General features: G+C 40.0%; 14 protein-coding genes. 4 read left to right on the forward strand and 10 right to left on the reverse strand.

Translation table 11 applies throughout. From position 1 onward, the window contains the following. Positions 1-250 precede the first annotated feature (250 nt). A complete protein-coding gene (locus tag JSQ81_RS06405; protein ID WP_212606872.1) occupies positions 251-3421 on the reverse strand; it encodes an ATP-binding cassette domain-containing protein in 3171 nt (1056 codons plus the stop codon). 171 nt (positions 3422-3592) lie between these two features. Then, positions 3593-4165, reverse strand: coding sequence for a thermonuclease family protein (locus tag JSQ81_RS06410; RefSeq protein ID WP_249336659.1), 573 nt, complete (start codon positions 4163-4165; stop codon positions 3593-3595). Positions 4166-4372: 207 nt separating this feature from the next. Here JSQ81_RS06410 and JSQ81_RS06415 point away from each other — a divergent pair, with 207 nt between their 5' ends. From JSQ81_RS06415 to JSQ81_RS06425, 3 genes are read left to right on the forward strand one after another with little or no spacing between them, the layout of a single operon-like run. Continuing rightward, a complete protein-coding gene (locus JSQ81_RS06415; protein WP_212606874.1) occupies positions 4373-5722 on the forward strand; it encodes a sigma 54-interacting transcriptional regulator in 1350 nt (449 codons plus the stop codon). A 13-nt stretch (positions 5723-5735) separates the two neighbouring features. Continuing rightward, the gene (locus tag JSQ81_RS06420) at positions 5736-7055 is read left to right on the forward strand and encodes an aspartate aminotransferase family protein (RefSeq protein ID WP_212606875.1); all 1320 of its coding nucleotides are present in this window, start codon (positions 5736-5738) and stop codon (positions 7053-7055) included. Between the two features lie 12 nt (positions 7056-7067). Beyond that, positions 7068-8441, forward strand: a complete 1374-nt coding sequence (locus JSQ81_RS06425; protein ID WP_212606876.1) for a YjiH family protein — start codon at positions 7068-7070, stop codon at positions 8439-8441. Between the two features lie 78 nt (positions 8442-8519). Here JSQ81_RS06425 and cydC read toward each other — a convergent pair whose 3' ends face one another. From cydC to JSQ81_RS06465, 8 genes are all read right to left on the reverse strand, one after another. Beyond that, a complete protein-coding gene (cydC, locus tag JSQ81_RS06430; protein ID WP_212606877.1) occupies positions 8520-10241 on the reverse strand; it encodes a thiol reductant ABC exporter subunit CydC in 1722 nt (573 codons plus the stop codon). Continuing rightward, complete coding sequence (gene cydD, locus JSQ81_RS06435) at positions 10238-11977, reverse strand: thiol reductant ABC exporter subunit CydD (protein WP_212606878.1); 1740 nt, start codon at positions 11975-11977, stop codon at positions 10238-10240. The genes cydC and cydD overlap by 4 nt, the downstream gene beginning before the upstream one ends. Then, positions 11977-12993: a cytochrome d ubiquinol oxidase subunit II gene (gene cydB, locus JSQ81_RS06440; protein ID WP_212607574.1), complete on the reverse strand. Its 1017-nt coding sequence runs from the start codon at positions 12991-12993 to the stop codon at positions 11977-11979. The genes cydD and cydB overlap by 1 nt, the downstream gene beginning before the upstream one ends. Continuing rightward, complete coding sequence (locus tag JSQ81_RS06445) at positions 12977-14380, reverse strand: cytochrome ubiquinol oxidase subunit I (protein ID WP_212606879.1); 1404 nt, start codon at positions 14378-14380, stop codon at positions 12977-12979. The genes cydB and JSQ81_RS06445 overlap by 17 nt, the downstream gene beginning before the upstream one ends. A gap of 306 nt (positions 14381-14686) precedes the next feature. Beyond that, entirely contained in the window at positions 14687-15397 is a 711-nt protein-coding gene (locus tag JSQ81_RS06450) for a ZIP family metal transporter (protein WP_249336660.1), read from the reverse strand. Between the two features lie 53 nt (positions 15398-15450). Further along, positions 15451-15807, reverse strand: a complete 357-nt coding sequence (locus tag JSQ81_RS06455; RefSeq protein WP_212606880.1) for a fluoride efflux transporter FluC — start codon at positions 15805-15807, stop codon at positions 15451-15453. Further along, positions 15804-16181 carry a fluoride efflux transporter FluC gene (locus tag JSQ81_RS06460; RefSeq protein ID WP_212606881.1) on the reverse strand — a complete coding sequence of 126 codons (378 nt, stop codon included), beginning with the start codon at positions 16179-16181 and terminating at the stop codon, positions 15804-15806. The genes JSQ81_RS06455 and JSQ81_RS06460 overlap by 4 nt, the downstream gene beginning before the upstream one ends. Further along, positions 16178-18340 carry an ATP-dependent helicase gene (locus JSQ81_RS06465; protein WP_212606882.1) on the reverse strand — a complete coding sequence of 721 codons (2163 nt, stop codon included), beginning with the start codon at positions 18338-18340 and terminating at the stop codon, positions 16178-16180. The genes JSQ81_RS06460 and JSQ81_RS06465 overlap by 4 nt, the downstream gene beginning before the upstream one ends. 158 nt (positions 18341-18498) lie before the next feature. Between JSQ81_RS06465 and JSQ81_RS06470 the strand changes: the two genes are divergently transcribed. After that, a complete protein-coding gene (locus JSQ81_RS06470; RefSeq protein WP_212606883.1) occupies positions 18499-18954 on the forward strand; it encodes a flavodoxin in 456 nt (151 codons plus the stop codon). The last annotated feature ends 22 nt before the right edge of the window (positions 18955-18976 follow it).

Raw genomic sequence — 18976 nt, forward strand, 5'->3', positions numbered from 1 at the left:
CAATCCACTTCGTTAAATACATGAGAAAATCGGACGGCGTACTTCATCCATATTGCTGCCTGAACTTTCACCACCTAGCGTTTTGAAGACCACAAAACGCACTATTCAGTCTCTCGTTGCTGCTCACAATATGACTACTCAACCATCTCTCATATGAATCTATTTAAGTTTTTTTAAAAAAACACTTTGCGCAAAATGTAATGATTTGAATAATATCATGTTCATGACAAATGTCAACTTTTTTATAAATTTATTGATTTTGCTCGAGACATTGATAAACCGCCATCAAATCGCGTTTGTTCAACTCACGAATTCGACCAAATATTGGTATCTCAGCAACAGCCTCAGTATATAGTTTTTTATCAACAACATCACTTACTTTACCAGTTAGCCATGTATTAACTGCTATGTCTTCTATCACTTCCTGAAGTCCTTCATCATTGATGCCGCTTGCCTGACAACTCACACAAGGTATCGTCAATTTAGATACCCCATCATGGATATTTTCTTCTGTTATGACTTTCTTGCCTTTACAGAATGGACATGGCTGACTTTTTCTAACTTTATTAATCTGGGTGATAATTTTTTTGTAACCAAATGCTTCATAAACGTATGTTAGCCTTTTATATTTTCCATTTGTGAAATACTGATCGATAATGGTTTCTCTTGTCTCAGTAATATTGTCAAAATCGCAGATAGTCACTTGGTTATTCTTGCTGATGGATTCGATATTACTTTCAATGCGATTCCAGAATGGGTATGCATTTTGTAATACCACTTCATAACCGACAAAGCTAGCCATTTCCAATTCGAACATTTTCAGCGCGGCTTGTGTTTCCCTAGGTAGTAATGATACATCTTCCGTCAAAATCATATCGCCGCCAACAACGGATTTCAATTTTATCAGTGCCGGTAACTGCCCTATTATATCCATTACTTCATTAATCGGAAGCATGATTATCTTACGAATATCTATTTCGTCAAATTTGAGCTTTTTATGATGTTTTAGTACAGTGCCTTCGCAAATCGGACAAGTAATTCGCTCTCTAGAAGCTTTCATTTGTTCTTTAATCGCCGATTTCGAAATCGACATATACATCCCGATGATGTTATTAAAGCCTTGCCAAGTTCTACGCGTCTTGCCTTCTTTATCATAAAATGTTTTTTCCCAATATCCGTATAAAAAGGTATGCTTTTCATCTTCTGTCATTTTATTATAACTTTTACTTATATCATGACCGAGTTCATTCTTAATCTCATCAAACAAAAATTGCAATTTCGGATATTGATAATATTTTAGTACCTCCATCACATCTGGATGAAGTAAGCCATCCCAGAAAGGAACCGATTTGTCCTGAATCACAACATCAATATCAAATTTTTCAATCTCGCGTCGACCTGAGCAGTACGCGCAATGATTTTCTTGATTGTAAAAGTCGAAGCTTCTCGTATCTTTATTGGTCGGGTGTGCTGCCACCAGATGATTAATCAGACCGCCCATTTCATATAAAAAAGTATTTTGGCTATACAAATGTTTTTCAAGATCAATGGCAATGACCGGCGAAATAATATCAGATTCGTATTCACCGTAAATCAAGCGTGCCATTGATGACAAGCTTTTCAATATGCCGCCCTTATAAACGTTTTCTGCACTTTTAAAATAATCGATATGATTATCTGTTAAATAGTTAATGCCACTCTGCGCTTTCAGTGTTGAAGAAATTGGCGACGGAAGCGTGATATCTTCCTCATTTTTGCGATGAAAGTAATCATCATGACTGACGACATCCAGATGCTCCACAGGCGCGATTCTTCTTTTACCGAAGTCAATGATGTAATCAGCGCTTTCCATCATATAATCATTATGTTCAATCATGAAGATAGAGACAGATTCATCTTGCAAAATGTCCCTGACACTATCAACGAATTGATTTAAAATATTTTGTGATAAACCTTTTGAAGGTTCGTCAAAAATAAATAACGTATGTGGATTTCTGGAATTCGCAAACAACTCTGAAACCAAATGAACACATTGAAATTCGCCAGTCGACAAGGTTTGCGTCTTTCTTTCTAGCGTTAAATAACCTAGTCCCAATTTGATCAATAAACTCAAGCGTTTATGCGCGATGTCTTCATTTGGCAATTCATCAATAATATCTTCAATCGAACGCTCGAAAATATCATCAATCTCCTCGCTATATTTCGTGAGTTTTCTTTTAATATCAAGAAAAGTCGCGACGGTTGACCGGCTGGTTATCGATTGGTTTCGATCTTGCCCTACGATAACTAGCTTATCTTTTGGATATCGTTTTTTGAAGTCCTCGGCTATACACTCATTGACAAGCGTAGATTTGCCGCATCCAGACTCTCCTGTTACAGTAACAAGCCTGTTTTTGGGAATTTCAATTTCAGCCATTTGAATATTACGGTAATATAAATCATGAAATGAATAAAACTCTGTTGGTTTTTCCGTATTTAGTTCTCTATGGATCGGTTTTGGACGCGGTGATTCTTCCACAATTCTCCCACCGTATTTACCACTACCTGGTCCAAAAAACACTTGGTCATCCGTTAAATCGAGCACTGTATCAGAATGATCAATAAGCCAAATTTGATTTTTATAGCCTAATTGTTTAATCTGCTCTAAAATTTTCAGGAGTGTTTGGTGATCTAGACCCACAGAGATTTCATCAATAATAATAACCGTATTTTCACTGGTTGTCATGAATTCTGCCAAGTAAAGTCGGGTCAATTCCCCACCTGATAATGTCCCCATTATGCGATTTAACGTTAAGTAACCAATATTCATATTGCATATATTTTCGAGAATATGTTGTTTTCCTTCACTAATATTCAATACTTCTGCCAGTGAAAGAATGGCTTCAACACTCAAGTTGTTGATATCGGAAATACTATGCGGTTGATCCAATAGTTCGATTCTATGTTCCTCAACTTCTGTATTATAGCGCTTGCCGGTACATTTTTTACATTCAACATTTTTGTTAGAACCGCGTCCCTTGCATTTAGTACACCAGCCCAATGCATTATTAAAAGAAAAAACTTCTGGAGAAAGGTGAAATTCTTCTGCAAGCCGCACGCGAATCTCTTTAAATACGCCAGTATGCGTGCCAATTGTTGAACGCGGATTGGAAGAAATGGATGACCTTCCAAGAAAAAGAACCAAAGGCATCTCTTCCATTTTAATGGCACTGAAATTCGTATCCATAATAGTAGGAAACAAATACTGATATTCAGCCTTCGGCAATAAAGAAACGAGACGCTTCTTGGATTCTTCACCAATTGTTTGACAGAAAGTTGTTTTACCAGATCCAGACAAACCAGCAATTCCTAATGATTGATCCTTTGGCAAGACCGCGTCTAAACGGTTAATATTGTTCGCAATTAATTGATTGATTTTCATAGTGGACATCCTCTCTGTACTATTAAATGTTTTAATGTTTTTATCTGAAAAGGTAATGTATAACTCAATCCTTTATGCCATTAAAAATGACGCTTTCCCTGTTCCGGAAAAGACGTCTATTCAATCTTTGAAAAAGGATTAACATTGCTATACTGTCCAAAATTCAACTACTTAATTATTAAACCCGCGATTCGTCACATAATCTTCAATCGACCAAATGCCAATTCCTGCTTGTTGCGCTTTCTTTTCTGCATCTTTATATGGATCTAGGTGTTTTGTGTTCGGTGGATAAATGTAAGCAACCCGTGCTAAACCTTCCTCGACGAGTTTCTGTTGAACACTCTCCCCGTCTATGTACACATACGCAAGGAGCCGTCCGTACTTGTCCTCACGCCCCCCAATATCAAATTCAATTTCAAGTTTCCCACTCTTTAGCAGTTCGTCATTCCGTTTTGCCGATTCTTCCGCGAATGGCTGTTTTCCTTGCTGTTTGTGGTTTAATTCCGGCGTATCGATTAATAAATAACGCAAATTTTGTTCTTTGCCATCATATCTAATTTTTATCGTGTCCCCGTCAATCGTCCTTACTAGCTCAACTGGAATAAAACCAGTCCTATCTATATCTGGCTCTTCATCAAGTGAGAAATACATAAATAGTGCAGCTACTATAAGTGCGATAATTGTGGCGAAACCTGACCACCCTTTCCACTTTGTGGTCCCTTGACGTTGTCCGTTGTTTGTCATATGTTTCATCCTTTTTATCATGTAAATTATAACCTTTATATTAACAGGTCTATAGACAATTATATATAAACTATCCTATCATTTTAATTTTAAGAATAGTTTAAAATCCTTATTGCATTCTAGTATTCAGTAACGTATAGTTTATTCAAACTAGAATAATAATTCATTCTTGAATTAATCTGCTTAATTGAGAAGGAAGGTGAATGTATGAGCGGTTTTTATTTGCACCCAAATTCTGAACAAGAAATTATCGATACAACAGAAGAAGACATTATCGTTACGAATCACCAAGGTATCATCGTAAAAGCTTCAAAAATCAGCGGGAAACATTATGATATTAATCCTATTCAACTACTTGGCAGGTCTGTTTATGAGTTAGAAAATGAAGGTATATTTTCCCCAGCGATTACACCGCTTGTGCTCAAAAAACAAAAGAAAGTTGTCCTTGTTCAGACCACACCCGCGGATCAAAAAGTACTTATTACGGGGATTCCAATCTTTAATGAATCGAATGAAATCGAATATGTCATTAGTTATTCTTACGAAGTTTCTGAGTTGCTCATTATTCAGGATTATTTAAAAGAATTGAAACATGAGATGAAGATGGCGAAGGAGGAACTCATCTTATTAAGGAAGAAAAGCTTGAAAATCGATGGGTTAGTTGTTGAGAATCGTTCAACACGTCGAGCGTATGAAAGCGCTAAAAAAGCTTCACCACTCGATGTTTCCGTCGTCATTTACGGTGAACACGGTACTGGAAAGACGACACTAGCAAAAAACATCCATAATGAAAGCGCTCGAAGCGACGGTTCTTTCATCATTGTCGATTGCGAGACGATACCAGAAGCTTTATTTGAACAGAAATTACTAGGCACGGATAATGAAAAAATCGGCTTGTTATCACTCGCCCACAATGGAACGCTTTTCTTAAAAGGCATTGACAAACTCGAACCGCATCTGCAAGCGATTCTTGCTCGGGTTCTTCAAGAGAAAAAGTATTCGCCTCTATATTCGACTGAGAAGATGCCACTTGATGTTCGTGTCATTAGTTCATCGGAAGTTCAATTGAATGAACTGCCTTCATTTCAAAAAGACTTATTTTACCTACTTCATATTGTTCCGATTGAATTAAAGCCGCTTCGTGAGCGAAAGCAAGATCTAAGCTATTTAATACCGATTTATTTACAGCAATTTTCATTGAAACATAAGAAGGTGTGTTCATTTCGAGACGATGTTTACAATCATTTACTGGATTTAAATTGGCTCGACAATCATCACGAACTGTTGAATGTAATTGAACGACTTGTTGTTCAAAGTACGTCCACTATCATTACAATGGAAGATTTGCCAATTGAATACAGACTGCCTACAGAGTTTGGACGGTACAACGTGAATTTAGAGGGCAGCTCTCTTCCAATAATTTTAGAGCAAGTTGAAAAAGAAGTCTTAATCAATGCACAAGAACGTTATCGAACAACGACAGAAATCGCAAAATATCTAGGCATTAGCCAACCCACTGTCGTCCGAAAACTACAAAAATACGGGGAAGAAAATTAAGGGGGATTTATCAATGACAAATCAAATAGAAGTAAAAAATGACTGGGTTCACATGGTTGATCATATCGGAAATTACTTAGCACCGAGCATGGCAAAAGATCATCCGAACTTGCCCGTCGTGAAAGCCGAGGGATGTTATTACTACGGTGTCGATGGAAAGAAATATTTAGATTTCACATCTGGTATCGCGGTAGAAAATGTCGGTCATCGCCATCCGAAAGTTGTTCAAGCAATTAAAGATAGCGCTGATCATCTCATACACGGTCCTTCAGGCGTGATTATCTATGAATCAATTTTAAAATTAGCAGCTGAACTGCAAAAAATATTGCCGCCTAAACTAGATAACTTCTTTTTTGCCAATAGTGGAACTGAAGCGATTGAAGGTGCGCTGAAACTCGCGAAATATACGACGAAACGTCCTTATGTCGTGTCGTTTACTGGCTGTTTTCACGGTCGATCGATTGGCGCCTTGAGTGTCACCACTTCAAAAAGTGCTTATCGAAAACATTTACAACCGTCGTGGCTCGCTTATCAATTGCCTTATGCCTTACCCGAAGATTTACCTGAGGGCGCAGATCCTGAAGTTTTCTTTCCCGAAAAATTGGAGCGCGACGTTAAAAAACTTTTCAATCATCAAGTATCGCCGGAAGAAGTTGCATGCATGATTATCGAACCTGTTCTCGGTGAAGGCGGCTATATTATTCCTCCGAAAGCCTGGTTGAAAAAGATTCGCGAGATTTGCGACCGTCACGGAATTTTACTCATTTTCGATGAAGTGCAAACCGGGTTTGGACGGACAGGCAATTGGTTCGCGGCTCAAACCTTTGATGTGAAGCCGGATATTATGGCAGTGGCAAAAGGAATCGCGGCTGGGCTTCCATTAAGCGCAACCATTGCTTCCAAAGAATTAATGGACCAATGGCCGCTCGGTTCGCACGGAACAACTTTCGGCGGAAACCCAATTGCCTGTTCTGCGGCACTCGCTTCACTTGAAGTGATGAAAGAAGAAAATTTACTACAAAATGCTAATGACATGGGCGAATATGCAATGGACCGCTTACGCAATCTGCAAAAAAAGTATTCAATCATTCGAGAAGTACGTGGCGTCGGCCTCATGATCGGCATAGAACTCGGAAATCCTGAAACTGGCGAACCTGACGGACAAGCTGTAATGGATGTCTTGGATGGTTGTCTTGAAGGTGGCGTGCTCTTCTATTTATGCGGAAACTCTGGGGAAGTGATCCGTATGATTCCACCATTGACAGTTTCAAGAAGCCAAATTGATGACGGATTAGACATTCTTGAAGACGTTTTGCAGAAATATAAAAACTAAGGGGGAAATTGGATGACGACAGTAAAGGGGCAAGAAACAGTAAAGGTCAAAAGCTTAAATGTATGGAAGTTTATTATTCCATCATTGCTCGGGGTGTTAATATTTCTCGTACCGATTAAAGTTGATGGGGAAATCACAATCGGAATCGGCGTACTTGCATCATCTCTGCTTACAACATTTGAAAATCAAATACCCGCGTTTCTAGTCATTATGTTGGGTGTAACGGTTTTCTTCACTTTATACGCAGTTGTATTAAAGCCTAAATTCATTATGGATCAACCATTTTTCAAATCTGTTTTTTACACAGGTCCTTTCGGAATTACGATGCGTCTTATTGGATTTCTAGTAGGAGTCATGGCTTTTTACAATATCGGACCAGAATTTATTTCCTCCAGAAATACTGGCGGTGTTGTGCTCTATGATTTAGCGCCCGTCCTCCTTACATGGTTTTTATTTGCAGGAATCTTATTGCCGCTTCTCGTGGAATTCGGATTAATGGAATTCGTCGGCTCATTGCTGCAAAAAGTCATGCGTCCATTATTCACGCTGCCTGGTCGCTCATCGATTGATACGATGGCGTCATGGATGGGCGCAGGAACAGTTGGCGTTTTAGTAACGATGAAACAATATGACCAAGGTTACTACACGAAACGTGAAGCAGCTGTTATTGCAACAACCTTTTCAATCGCATCTGTCGCCTTCTCTCTTGTCATTGCGCAAGTAATCGGGATCGGTCATTTATTCATTCCCTTTTATTTGACAGTAACTGTCGCTAGTATCGTAGCAGCTATTATTATGCCGCGCATTCCGCCGTTATCGCGTAAGGCGGATACCTATTACGAACCTGTCGGACAACAAATCGATGAAACCATTCCAGAAGGCGTTTCTGCTTTTCAATGGGGTTGGCAACAAGCGCTTGAAACAGCAAACAAAGGAAAAAGTCCAAAAAGATTGATACAAGACGGCGTTGAAACCGTGCTAGACATTTGGCTCGGGCTTATCCCGCTCGTCATGAGCCTAGGGGCTATCGCACTCATTCTTGCCGAATTCACGCCCGTTTTCCAAATCATGTCTTACCCGATTGTGCCACTTCTTGAATGGATGCGCATTCCTGAAGCTGCGGACGCAGCGCCTACTATGCTCGTCGGTTTTGCAGACATGTTCTTGCCTGCGGTGATTGGGAGCGGACTTGAAAGCGAATTAACAAAGTTCATTGTTGCAGCTTTATCATTAACGCAACTCGTATACATGTCTGAGATTGGAATTTTAATATTGCGTTCAAATATTCCAGTCAGTTTCTTAGATTTATTCGTTATTTTCATCCAACGTACAATTATTACACTACCAATCATCGTGATTATCGCACACTTCTTTATTTTCAGGTAAAAAAAATGAGTGATAAATGAGAGGTACTACTAAAGAAGAATTAAGTTCAATTCTTCTCTACTCATTTATCACTCGTTTTTAAATGCCTTTATCCATTTCATACAAAGCACGGTATTTTGAAGATGTGGCAAGCAACTCTTCATGATTTCCTTGCAGGGCAATATTCCCCTCTTCTAAAAAGATAATTTCATCCATCTGCTCAACCCCAGCTAAATGATGCGTCACCCAAATGACTGTTTTGTCTTTTGCTGCGGTGAACATCGTTTGCAGAAGGTCGTTTTCTGTTTTCGGATCAAGACCAATCGTTGGTTCATCGAAGATTACAATGGGTGTTTGTTGTAAAAGGACGCGTGCAAAAGCAATCCGTTGTCGCTCACCACCTGAAAACCGATGCCCCATTTCTTCCATAGAAGTTTGAAGTCCCAAAGGAATAGAAGCGATTAACTTTCCTAATTGAGCTTGATTCACGACTGATGCGATTTCTTTTTCAGTTGCATCAGGTCGTCCAATCCGAATATTATTTCCAACCGTCGTATTAAACAGATGTGATTTTTGATTTAATATCGAAATCGATTTCGCAAGCAAGTTTTGATTTGCTTGTTCGCCCGCGATTAACACGTTTCCTGTCGTAGGCTGGAGTGCTCCGGTTAATAGTTTTAATAATGTTGATTTTCCCGTTCCACTTCGACCTAAAATCGCAATTTTCTTTCCTGCATCTACTGTGAGTGAAAGATTATGAATGACGTTTTCGCTGCTTGAAGGATATTGATAGGATACATTTTCGAGTTCAATTGCAGCTCCACTATCACACTTCAAATCTTGCTTTCTTTCAAATTGCGCACCGGCCGGAACTTTCGCATTTTCAATTTCTATTAACCGCCGTAAAGAATCTTCATAGGCAGGGAGTCGTTCGACGGCTTCAGAAGTAGGTGATATTGCGTCCGTGATGGCCAACATCATTAATGTAAATGCCGCGATCATAGTCGGCTCCAGCTGTCCTGTATTCGTTTGATTTCCAGTCCAACTGATCATCATCATGACAGCGATTCCGATACAGAATTGAATCATCCCGCTTCGGATATGTTCCCAGCGTTTCAGTTTCTTTTCAATGTCTAGCACGTTATGTTCTTCATTTTTATAATTTGTTAAAAACGATGCGACTCGCCCGCTCGCAATCCAATCGGATAAACCGAAAACAGCATCTGTTAATTGTTCATATAATTTGTTGCGTCCCTTTTTTAATGCGATAAATTTACGACGCGTCATTTTCAATGAAATAAAAGGAATGAAAAACACGATGACAGCTAACACAAGCGCCATCAGAATAGCGAAAACCCAATCAAATAAACCGAGTACGCCGATGAATACGCCGTAAACAAAGAGCGATATTACGCTCGGAAACACAGTTCGTAAATAAAAGTCTTGCAGATGTTCAATATCATCCGACAACACGCTTAATAGGTCGCCTGTTTTATAGCGCGATTGGAAAAATATAGCCTGCGGCCGTAATGCGCTGTAAAGCCGCGTGCGCATTTTCTCCAACATTCGTAAAATGACATCATGGCCGACCAAACGCTCTAAGTAACGCATGACTGCCTGACTAATACTGAACGCGCGAACCGCGACGATGGGAACGTACACAATCATAATATTTTCGGGACGAAGCGCTGATCTCGAGATTAAATAGCCCGATAGAAATAACAACATTGCACTCGATCCAATGCCGAGAACACCAAGAAATACTGTAAGCAACATGCGTCCTTTATGCTCTTTCACATAAGGTCTAATCCAAGTATTCACAGCGCTTCTCCCCTCCCCGTATTATGTCTGATTAGTTCTTTATACGAGTGTTCCTGTTTGATTAATTCTTCATGCGTACCGCTAGCAACGAGACATCCATCTTTCAGTACAATAATATGATCCATTTCTTTCATCCAATGAACACGATGAGTCGCTAGAAAGACAAGCTTGCCTTCAAAAAGACGGAGCATCGATTGTTTAAGTTCATATTCCGTTTCGATATCAAGATGTGCCGTCGGTTCATCAAGAATAATTATCGGACGCTTGCTTAATAATGCGCGCGCCATTGCAATTCGTTGTTCTTGCCCGCCGCTTAATGGCCGCCCGCCTTCACCGATTTGTTCATCCAATTTACGAGGCAACTGAGAGATAAGCGCGTCGAGACCGACCTCATCAATAACTCGTTTGACATCCTCATCTGTTGCATCTGGTTCATAAAATCGAATATTTTCTATTATGGAAGTCGGGAAAATATAGGGATGTTGCGGGATATAAGCAATTTGTGAGGTCCAGTCATACCGCATGAGTGAAGTTGTTCCTTCACCATTCACTTCAATCATTCCACTAGTAGGTTGCAAGAAACCTGCAATGATATCGATGAATGTTGATTTTCCAGCACCTGATTCTCCGACAATCCCAATGACGCCATTTCCTTCCCATGAAAATTGAAGTCCATTTAAAATCGGTTCAGTTTCCTCGTCGTCTCGATTTACGGTTAATTCATGAAAGCCGATTTTAGTTGTCGGTTCCCATTCAATAGTAGATTGAATAGCCGGTTGCGCTGTTTCCTTTTGTTCTTTAATAATCTCCTCGACTTGTTCCAATGCAATTTGTCCATCCAACGTCGCATGATAATCTGTTCCGACTTGTCGGATCGGCAAAAAATATTCTGGTGCTAAAACGAGTATCGTTAAAGCAGGCAATAGCATCACCGTTCCATCAATTAAACGAAAACCAAGACTGACAGCGACAAAAGCGATGGACAAGCTCGTAAAGAAATCGAGCGCAAACGATGATAAAAATGCAATGCGTAACGTTTTCATCGTCGCTTTTCGGTATCGTTTACTGACACGCGCGATTTTCCCTTCATGCGCCTCGCTCTTTCCTAAATAGGTTAACGTTTCTAATCCTTTTAACGTATCGATAAAATGATTTGATAAAATCCGGTACGTCTCGTACTGGGCATCCGCCGTTTTCTGTGCGGCCATTCCGAGTAAAATCATGAATATGATAATAATTGGTACTGTCGCAATCAAGATGATGGATGAGGTTTTATCGAGGGTAAATACATAAATGGCTAAAACCGCCGGGACAATAAATGTTTGAATCATCCGCGGTATGGTTATTTCCAGGTAAGTTTTTATTTGGTCAATCCCTTCTATTGCCAATGTGACAAGTCTACCTGTCCCGTTGACTTGCGCAAATCGCGGGCCGAGCTTAAAATATGCGCTGGTCAGTTGTTCACGCAAAGCCATCGTCGTTCGAACTGCAAATCGTTCCGCAAGCAGTTGTTGAATATGCGAGAAAACGTGACGCAACGCGAAAAACAACATAAACAATAATAGATCTTGTCCGATTGCAGAAACAGACGCCCCTTGAAATAAATACGTAACGCTCCGCGCAAGAAAGATTGCTTGAAGAATGATTGCGCCCGCTTCGACTACAGTTAATATCGTCAACAACACGTAAAGTGAACGGCTGCCAGGACAGGATGGAAGTCCTTTTTTTCTCTCCATCAGTATTCCAACTGGTCCTTCCCTTTTAGGCGTTCACGAAACACGTAATAGCTCCATCCTTGGTAAGCTAAAACGAATGGTATAAGCGTTAACGATATATAGCTCATCACTTTCAGAGAATAGTCACCAGATGACGCATTATAAACTGTTAAATCATTCGCTGCGCCAAGCGTACTAATCATGACGCGCGGGAACAGTCCAATAAATACACTCGCGGTTAATGCAATGATTGTGATTGTCGTCATTAAAAATGACAAACCGTCTCTTTGTTGTTTATTAAAAATACCTGAAAGAAGTAGCGCACCCCAAGCTAAAACAGGAAGTACGATCCAACCGGTTCCGTGTGCTGTGAAAATATCTGTTTTCCAAAATCCAATTGCCGCAAAAACAAGTAAAGAAATTAATGCGGCAGGTGCAAATTTAGACGATGCCACACGCGCACGCTGTTGCAACTCTCCTTCTGTACGAAGCATAAGGAATTGCAGCCCATGTACGATACAAAGAAGCGTAAACATCACCCCGCCTAGTAAAGCAAAGGGATGGAGCAACTGTAGAAATCCACCAAGCATTTCTTTATTTTCATCAATCGGAACGCCTGTCATGAAATTCGTCAATGCCACACCCCAAAGGAATGGCGGAACAACACTTCCGAAAAACAGCGCTCCATCCCACACTTTTTTCCATACAGGGTTATCTACCTTTCCTCTAAACTCGAAAGCAACCCCTCGTAAAATTAACGCGAGTAACATAAAGACGAATGCAATATAAAACCCGCTAAAAAGCGTTGCATACCAATGCGGAAAAGCCGCAAACATCGCAGCTCCCGCTGAGATCAACCACACTTCATTGGCATCCCAAAATGGGCCGATCGAATTTAAATAAACACGCTTTTCGTAATCATCTCGCCCCAGAAATTTCGCAACTGTTCCAACGCCAAAATCGAATCCTTCTAAGACGAAGAATAATGTGAACATAAAAGCGATCAGTAAAAACCATAACTCACTTAGTACCAATATCGACATCCTCCTTATCGAATGGATCAACCGAATCAACTTGAGCGGCTTCTTCTAGACTCGCATCTTTCTTGATTGTCCGGACGAATAAATAAATCGCTACGCCAGCCAAAATCGCATACAATGTTGAAAATGAAATAAGTGAAAATAACACTTGTCCCGCAGTTACATTTGGAGATACAGCATCTTCTGTTTTCATCACGCCGAAGACGACCCACGGCTGACGCCCCATTTCCGTCATTAGCCAACCGACCGAGTTTGCGATAAATGGCAATGAAATTGCGAAAACCATGACTTTCATAAACAATGAATTTTGTTCAAGTTTGTTTTTACGCGATAAATACCAACCGTATAATCCAAGAAGAACCATGATAGTACCCGTGAAGACCATTGTTCGGAAACTCCAAAAAACTGTTCGAACTGGCGGAATGTAGTTTCCAGGTCCGTATTTTTCTTCATAATATTCTTGAAGCGTATTCATTCCATTAACTTGTCCGCTAAATTTATTGAACGACAAAATACTTAACATATACGGAATTTGTATTTCATTTGTCGTCGTTTTTTCCTCAGGATTTATTTTAGCGACGACTGTGAAAGGCGCCGGGTCCGGGCTGTCTTCCCATAACGCTTCCGCAGCCGCCATTTTCATAGGTTGCGCTGTCATTAAATGAAGTGCTTGTTGATGACCGACTAACAGAACGACAACCGTCGATAATGTCGCGATAATAATTGAAATTCGAAAAGACTTTTTGAACATATCAACTTGTTGTTTCTTGCGAATTTTCCACGCACTTACACCTGCTACGAAAAAAGCGCCCGTTGCAAATGCTGAAAATAAAACATGCGGGAATTGCACCCATAATTGCGGGTTCGTTAATAATGCAAAGAAATCATTCATTTGTGCGCGGCCTTCAAAATATTCAAATCCGACCGGATGATGCATGAATGAATTTGCCGTTAAAATCCAAAACGCAGATAGAACCGTTCCGAAAAGAACGAGCCAAATCGATAGTAAATGAATTCGCTTCGGTAATCGATTCCATCCGAACACCCATAACCCGATGAATGTTGACTCCATGAAGAAAGCGAGCAACCCTTCAATCGCTAGTGATGGACCGAAGACGTCTCCAACAAATCGAGAATACGTTGACCAGTTCATGCCGAATTGAAATTCCTGTAAGATTCCGGTCACTACACCGACCGCGAAATTGATGAGAAACAACGTCCCAAAAAACTTTGTTAACTTTTTATACTTTTCATCGCCCGTCCGATAATAAATTGTTTGCATAATCGCAATGGTCAATGCCAGACCAATCGACATCGGGACGAATAGGTAATGAAATAATGTTGTTGAAGCAAATTGAATTCTTGCTAATATAAGAGGATCCATGTCGCATTCACTCCTTTTAAACATTGCTGACAATAGTATTTTCCAATAATAAATAATCGATGTTTTTCAACACATATCTAAGTGTACATTGTTTATATGCACTATCTATGAAGTTAATATGCCAAAGCATTGACTAATCAGTGCCGATTTTTTGTCCGAAGTTTGGCAGAATTATGTCTTAATCCTATTGTGACAAAACTATTATCTCGATTGGTCACAATTGAGAAATTCAAGTGCTTTTTGATTGATTAAAGAAAAAAAGCCTTTATGAACTTCACCCAATAAAGGTGAAACTCATAAGGCTTTTTATAAATAAAGCAGATAGGCACCAATCAAGAGAAAAGAAATCATGGCGACAAAGATACTATACGAATTAGAAGAATGTTTTACCGATTCCGGCAGTATTTCTTTCACCGTCACCATAAAAATCGTTCCCACAGTCAAACTCATTAAGAACGCCCATACATTGGTGTTTTGCGCGCCAATCATTTCGCCAACGATTGCCCCAATAGCGACAGGTACTGCAACCATAAATGAAAGAAGCAGTAACGGAAGTAACCGGAATCCGGCTATAAATAATATCGTAAATAAGATCATGCCCTCGGGGATATTATGGAGGACAAGTGTTGGAAGTAAAGATGTACCTAAATCCGATTCTTCGTTCGCGCCTAGAATTACACCAATCGGGAAATTATGAAACGAAATAATAATGGTTAACAGCAAACCGCTCTGCAAATCTGGACGCTTATACATTCGAACCGCCAGCATCGCATGAATCAACTTAAATAAAAAAACACCAGCGATAAACCCACTTGCCAAGACAATCCAATTCCCCAAAGCAATCGCTTCCGGCGCAATCCCAAAACTCACTAAGCCCAAAATTAGCCCGGCACAAACAGCGTAAATCGTTCCCATACTTTTCTTGAAGCCATTTATAAAATACGAAAGGATGCCACCAATTCCCACTCCGAAAAAAGTAGCTATAAATCCAAGAAACCAAATTTGGCTCAGGTCCATCATCCTTCAGTTATATGTCTCTAGTTTTTATGTAAATGAATAACGATTTATGATTAATTGGAACTTAAATAATAACCAAGCATTGCTAAACTAATCCCACCGGAAAAAGTAATAAGAACATAATACATCGTTTTCATACGTTTGCCGCCCTGCCATAATTCGATAACCTCTTTATTCAAAGTAGAAAACGTCGTCAACGCCCCCGCCAAACCAGAAGCCAAGAACAACGTCCAAATTCTAGACAAATCAGCACCGAATACAATCCCGATCAGCAAAGAACCTGCCAAATTCACAAGAATTGTCCCAAAAGGAAAACGCCCAAATTCATTCATCTTCGTGGCAATAAAATATCGAATGACAGCACCTAGAAATCCGCCAAATCCAATCGCCAGTAGTTCAAGAAAGCTCATACTGCCACCTTCTTCTGACTGCATTGAAATCCAAGCAACCCAACAATGATTCCACCAACAATGCTCAGTCCTACATACAGAACGCCCATGACAGACTGTCCCGTTTCAAAAAGCAAAACAGTCTCCATACTCAATGCTGAAAACGTCGTGAATGAACCTAAAAAACCCGTAGTCATCGCATCTTGAATATGTTTAGCAACGCTAATCTTCCGTAAAACGCCTGAACCTAAAAAACACAATAAAAATGTGCCAATCATATTAACCAAAAACGTAGCAATCGGAAATCCACTTTCATGCGAAATCAACTCCCCAATCCCCGTTCGCGTTAATGCACCGAGTGCTCCCCCAAGTCCGATCCAAAGATACGTCTTCATAGCGCTACCTTTTCAAGAAGTCCAAGCGACAAAATCGTTTCCAAATCAAATCGCCTTTCCATTTTCTTAAATTGGATTGATATTTCCTGATCTTTCAGGTCATTAATTTCTCCGAATCCAAACACCCGATGTTTGACACGCATACCGACCGCAAGTTCTTTACTCGTTTGAATGCCGTTCGGGTTAACCGGAACTTTGACATTGATTTTATTCGACACTTGAACCGAGGTCGTATCGTCGGTCAATTCTTTCGGCTTTAGCAATAATCTTCGTACTTCATACAAAAACCGAGAATCTTCTTCAGATTTTCCATTATCTTCTCGGTAAGTTAGAAGTTCAAGGCGTTCTTTTGCCCGCGTCATGCCGACATAAAAAAGCCTTCTCGCCTCTTCCATAGTGGCATCGCTGCCCTCGTCATCCTCCGAAGGGATAATGCCTTTCACCAAATCGATCATAAACACGCGTCTAAATTCAAGCCCCTTGGAACTATGAAATGTAGATAACGTCACCGCATTTTCAGGCGGATTGAATTTCGCATTTTGTACAGCGGTTTCCAGTTCTTTTAATTGGTTCGCGAAATCCACCATCGTTCGAAGAGGCGCTGCGATTCCTTCAAGCGTATCCAGAATGCTTAAAAGACTATCGAACCTGAAACCGAACTTTTCCGCCCTACTTTTCAGTGCAGCTTCATATCCAAGGTCATTGCGAATCAGTTGGATGACACGCATTGGACGCATCTCAGGGATTACTTGATAACCCTTTTTATAGTCTTCGAGTTTTTTTATTTGATTGTTCCTTAAATCTACACTTCGAATAAACGCGTCAAACACATTCCCAGTCGTTTTGCTATTTTCAAATTTCGTCACCATACTCCGTGAAACATACAAATTCATTTTCAAGATGATTTTCGAAAAAATATCTTTTCTATCTGTGTTGAAACTTAAGCGCATGAAATTCAATATATCCTCTACAATCCAGTGCGCAAAAAACCGATCATCCGCATCTTTCATATAAAAAGGAATCCCTCTCCGATGTAGTTCACTCACGAACATCGTTGACGATGAATTGTTTCGAAATAAAATCGCGACATCGCTTAGGTCCTTTTCTCCCAATAGTTCGTACGTAACGTACTCAAGTTGCCGTTTCGGATCATCCAATTGTTTCACCGAAATCGGTCTTGCAGAAGGATTTTCAGTATGCATTTCTTTCGGATAACGATTCTTGTTTCGTTTAATAAATTTCGCCGATGTCTCCACGATTTCTTTCGTCGAACGATAATTTCGTTCCATCATCAAGACTTGTGCATCTGGATAGACCTTTTTAAATTCCAGCAAATAATCTGGATCAGCGCCCCGCCACGTATAAATCGATTGATCATCGTCCGCCACAACACAAAGATTTCCGTGATGCGCTACAAGATGCTCAACAATCTGGTGTTGGACGAGCGAGGTATCCTGGCTTTCATCCGTTAGCACATAATCGTATTTATTTCGAAACTTTGCAGCAAGTTCATCATCAAGACGAAGCGCCTCTTCCGCAACGACCAACATATCGTCAAAATCCAAGAATAGCTGTCCCGGTTGTTTTGACTTAAACGCTTCATACTTCTGGGCAATGACGCCCGCTTTTTCAACAGGTCCCTTTAACTCGGCCCATTTATCCATTGGAATCATACGATTCTTCAAGGAACTAATATATGTAGAAAGTGAAGAAAATTGATCATCCGTACACTCTTCTTTCAACACTTCCTTATAAATATTCTTCAGTAAAAATAATTTATTGACAGTACGCGATTCCCTGTTGCCTTCAATGAGTTCGTATGTCACTTTTCGCTTATCTAAATAAGTACGCGTAATTTGTAACGCGAGGCTATGAATGGTCGAGAAATCGACTCGTTTACTTTGTGGGAAAAATCGCGCAAAACGCTCCGTCATATCCGCCGCAGACGCGCGACTAAATGTGATGGCTTTAATGCGCCTCGGATCCACATTTTTTTCTTCAATCAAATACCCGATCCGCATAATTATGGTCGTTGTTTTTCCTGAACCAGGACATGCCAAAAGAAGTGTCGGCCCTTCTGTTTGCAACACTGCTTTCTTTTGTATGTCGTTTAATTCAATGCCAAGCTCAATCTTTTTTCGTTCAAAAAAATCAGTCATGAATGTAACTCCTTCAACTTACGATGTTTCTAATTTACCATATCGCGAGCTGAATGTAGAGACAGTAAGTTTTTTCATTCTTGATGGGCATCAAGGATTTTTAATGCTTTTCTACTTATACTAAAAGAAAGGAATCCTTTCGATGAGGAGTGGATAAGATGAAAAAAATACTGATCCTGCATACAAGCTTGACGGGAAACACGGAACAAATCGCTTACCTGTTAAAAACGCAATTGGATGACGGGCGATTCGATATCACCACGAAGGATATTGGTTATGAAAATATTGAGGTGGATGATCTCCAGGATTTTGACGGCATTCTAGTCGGAACGTATACGTATGATGATGGAAATTTACCATATGAGATAGAAGATTTTCATGACGATTTGGATCATGTTGACCTAACCGATAAAATCGTCGGTGTTTTTGGGTCTGGGGATAGGTCATATTCGTATTTTTGTAATGCCGTGAATTTATTTCAAGAGCAATTTAAAAAGACAAACGCCACTGTACTCGAACATACAGTGAAAGTAGAACTTTATCCCGAAGAAGATGAAGATTTAGAGTCGATTCGTGAATTGGGTGTCCAATTTGCTCATGCATTACTGGGTTAGGACGACATTTTGAGTGATAGCG

It is taken from the genome of Sporosarcina sp. Marseille-Q4063, from assembly GCF_018309085.1.
Taxonomy (GTDB): Bacteria; Bacillota; Bacilli; order Bacillales_A; family Planococcaceae; genus Sporosarcina.

Excerpts from the sequence above, each read along its gene's own strand:
- JSQ81_RS06455 (WP_212606880.1), bottom strand. The coding sequence starts at position 15,807 with ATGAGCTTTCTTGAACTACTGGCGATTGGATTTGGCGGATTTCTAGGT.
- JSQ81_RS06405 (WP_212606872.1), bottom strand. The coding sequence starts at position 3,421 with ATGAAAATCAATCAATTAATTGCGAACAATATTAACCGTTTAGACGCG.
- JSQ81_RS06465 (WP_212606882.1), bottom strand. The coding sequence starts at position 18,340 with ATGACTGATTTTTTTGAACGAAAAAAGATTGAGCTTGGCATTGAATTA.
- JSQ81_RS06415 (WP_212606874.1), top strand. The coding sequence starts at position 4,373 with ATGAGCGGTTTTTATTTGCACCCAAATTCTGAACAAGAAATTATCGAT.
- JSQ81_RS06460 (WP_212606881.1), bottom strand. The coding sequence starts at position 16,181 with ATGAAGACGTATCTTTGGATCGGACTTGGGGGAGCACTCGGTGCATTA.
- JSQ81_RS06450 (WP_249336660.1), bottom strand. The coding sequence starts at position 15,397 with ATGGACCTGAGCCAAATTTGGTTTCTTGGATTTATAGCTACTTTTTTC.
- JSQ81_RS06420 (WP_212606875.1), top strand. The coding sequence starts at position 5,736 with ATGACAAATCAAATAGAAGTAAAAAATGACTGGGTTCACATGGTTGAT.
- JSQ81_RS06470 (WP_212606883.1), top strand. The coding sequence starts at position 18,499 with ATGAAAAAAATACTGATCCTGCATACAAGCTTGACGGGAAACACGGAA.
- JSQ81_RS06410 (WP_249336659.1), bottom strand. The coding sequence starts at position 4,165 with ATGACAAACAACGGACAACGTCAAGGGACCACAAAGTGGAAAGGGTGG.
- JSQ81_RS06425 (WP_212606876.1), top strand. The coding sequence starts at position 7,068 with ATGACGACAGTAAAGGGGCAAGAAACAGTAAAGGTCAAAAGCTTAAAT.
- cydD (WP_212606878.1), bottom strand. The coding sequence starts at position 11,977 with ATGGAGAGAAAAAAAGGACTTCCATCCTGTCCTGGCAGCCGTTCACTT.
- JSQ81_RS06445 (WP_212606879.1), bottom strand. The coding sequence starts at position 14,380 with ATGGATCCTCTTATATTAGCAAGAATTCAATTTGCTTCAACAACATTA.